The 3026-nt window shown below is 70.4% G+C and carries 2 protein-coding genes; both read left to right on the top strand.

The annotated features are described in order from the left end of the window. Window positions 1–1173, top strand: a 1173-nt coding sequence (locus NQU54_RS48245) for a beta-ketoacyl reductase (RefSeq protein ID WP_257636604.1), incomplete at its 5' end; no start/stop codon positions are given. Window positions 1174–1211: 38 nt separating this feature from the next. Continuing rightward, window positions 1212–3026: type I polyketide synthase (locus NQU54_RS48240; protein WP_257636603.1), on the top strand; the 1815-nt coding region annotated here is incomplete at its 3' end.

Here is a 3026-nt window from a genome sequence, read left to right as displayed (position 1 = left end):
GAGCATGGCGCCCGCGTCCGCACCATCTCCTGTGACCTCACCGACCGCGCCGCCCTCGCCACGCTCATCGACGAGATCGGACCGCTGACCGGCGTCGTGCACACCGCCGGAGCCCTCGCCGACACCACCATCGACCACCTGGACACCGACGCACTGGCCACCACCCTCATCCCCAAAGCCAACGCCGCCTGGTGGCTGCATGAACTCACCCAGGACCACGACCTCGCCCTGTTCGTCGTCTTCTCGTCGGTCGCCGGTGTGCTCGGCAACGCGGGGCAGGCCAACTACGCGGCCGCCAACAGCTTCCTCGACGCCCTGATCACCCACCGCCGCCGCCAGGGCCTGCCCGGGACCTCACTCGCCTGGGGCTGGTGGCAGCGGGAGGGCGGCATGACCGCACACCTCACCCAGGCCGACCACGACCGAATGACCCAGGACGGGATCCACGGGCTCACCGACGTCGAGGGCACCACGCTGTTCGACACCGCCCTCGGCCGCGGGCTGGGCGCCGTCGCACCGGTCAAGCTCCACCTGCCCACCCTCAACCGGGCCGACACGGTACCCGCGGTGCTCCGCGGGCTGGTCCGCGCCGTTCGGCCCGCCGCCCGCCAGGCGACCGTACCCGCCGAGAGCTGGGCGGACCGCATCGCCGCGCTGGTGCCCGAGGAGCGGGACCGGGCGGTGCTGGACCTGGTCCGCCAGCAGTCGGCGCGGGTCCTCGGGCATAGCGACGCCGACCGCATCGACCCCGGCCAGGCGTTCAAGGACACCGGTTTCGACTCACTCACCGCCGTCGAGTTCCGCAACCGCGTCACCACCGCCACCGGACTGCGGCTACCCGCCACCCTGATCTTCGACCACCCCACACCGAACGCGCTCGCCGAGCATCTGCTCGCCCAGCTCGGGCCATTGGGCGATGGCGGGTCGTCGTCCCCGGAGGTGCTGCGCGACCTGGAGCGTTTCGAACGGCAGTTGTTCGGCACCCGGCCGGACGACGAGGTGGGCACCGCGATCGCCGTCCGGTTGCGCTCCATCCTGGCCCGCCTCGACGCGCCGGCCACGGCACCCGCCGCCGGGACGGCCAGCGCCCAGGTCCTCGACACGTTGGAGGACGCCTCCCAATCGGAGCTGCTCAGCTTCATCGACAAGGAATTCGGCCGCGCCTCCAACTGACCGCTCGGCTCGCCCTCATCCCAAAAGGTTGATACCGCATGGCTGATTCGAAGACCCTCACCGACTACCTGAAGTGGGTCACGGCGGATCTCTACCGAACCCGTGAGCGGCTCGCCGAAGTCGAGTCCGCGTCGGCCGAGCCGATCGCCATCATCGGCATGGCCTGCCGCTTCCCCGGCGGCGTGACCTCACCGGAGGCGCTGTGGGAGCTGGTGTCGTCCGGCACCGACGCGATCTCCGGCTTCCCGGACGACCGGGGCTGGGACCTGGAGGGCTTCTTCGACTCCGACCCGGCCCATGAGGGTACCTCGTATATGCGGGAGGGTGGCTTTCTGACGAACGCCACCGGTTTCGACCCGGCGTTCTTCGGCATCTCGCCGCGCGAGGCAGTAGCCATGGACCCGCAGCAGCGGCTGCTCCTGGAGACCACCTGGGAGGTGCTGGAACGCGCGGGCATCGATCCCACCTCACTCCGCGGCAGCCGCACCGGCGTGTTCACCGGGCTGATGGCCAACAGCTATACGACCCGGGTACGGCGGATCCCCGGCGAGTTGGAGAGCTACGCGGGCAACGGGGAGGCGGCTAGCGTCGCGTCCGGGCGGGTGTCGTACACCTTCGGCTTCGAGGGCCCGGCGATGTCGGTGGACACCGCCTGCTCCTCGTCGCTGACCGCGTTGCACCTGGCAGTACGGGCACTGCGCTCCGGCGAGTGCCCGCTGGCGGTCGCCGGTGGGGTGACCGTCTTCGCCACGCCGCGGATCTTCTCCGACCTGAGCCGCCAGCGCGGGCTCGCCAGGGACGGCCGCTGCAAGGCGTTCTCCACGTCCGCCGACGGCACCGGTCTCAGCGAAGGTGTCGGCCTGTTGCTGGTCGAGCGACTGTCGGACGCCCAGCAGCTCGGGCATCCGGTGCTGGGGGTGGTACGCGGCACCGCCGTCAACCAGGACGGCGCCTCCAACGGCCTCACCGCACCGAACGGCCCCGCTCAGCAGCGGGTCATCAAGGCCGCACTCGCCGACGCCCGGCTGACCGCGGCCGACGTGGACGTGGTGGAGGCGCACGGCACCGGCACCAAACTCGGCGACCCGATCGAAGCCCAGGCGATCATCGCCACCTACGGGCAGGACCGGGAACAGCCGCTGTGGATGGGCTCGCTGAAGTCCAACATCGGCCACAGCCAAGCCGCGGCCGGGGTGGCCGGCATCATCAAAACCGTCATGGCCATGCGCCACGGCGTGATGCCCAAGACCCTGCATGTCGACGAGCCGACCCCGGAGGTCGACTGGTCGGCGGGTGCGGTCGAGGTCCTGGTCGAGGCCCGCGACTGGCCAGGCGCGGACAAACGCCCCCGGCGCGCGGGCGTGTCGTCCTTCGGGGTCAGCGGCACCAACGCGCACGTCATCCTCGAACAGGCACCGCCCGCGCCCGAGCCGACGGAGTCGGCGGAGCCGGTCGAGCCTTCCGAATCGGCCGAACCTTCCGGCCCCATCGGGCTTGAGTTGGAACCCTCCGGTCCGGTGCCGTGGGTGCTCTCCGCACAAAACGAAACCGCGCTCAAAGACCTGGCCCGCCAACTGGTGACGGAAACCGAAGGCACGGTCCACCAGATCGCGCATTCCCTCATCACCCAACGATCCACCACACTCCCCCACCGCGCCGTCCTCGTCGGCTCCACCCGCGAAGAACTCGCCACCGCACTCGACAACCTCACCGGACACACACCCGACGGCGGCAAGACCGTCCTGGTCTTCCCCGGGCAGGGGTCGCAGTGGGTCGGCATGGGACAACGCCTCTGGGAAACCTCACCCCTCTACCGCGACACCATCCACGAAATCGACACGGCCCTGTCCGAA

Source organism: Streptomyces malaysiensis subsp. samsunensis, from assembly GCF_024519315.1.
Classification (GTDB): Bacteria; Actinomycetota; Actinomycetes; order Streptomycetales; family Streptomycetaceae; genus Streptomyces; species Streptomyces malaysiensis.
The sequence above is the reverse complement of the archived record's forward strand: the minus strand, read 5'-3'. Positions and strand labels throughout refer to the sequence as shown.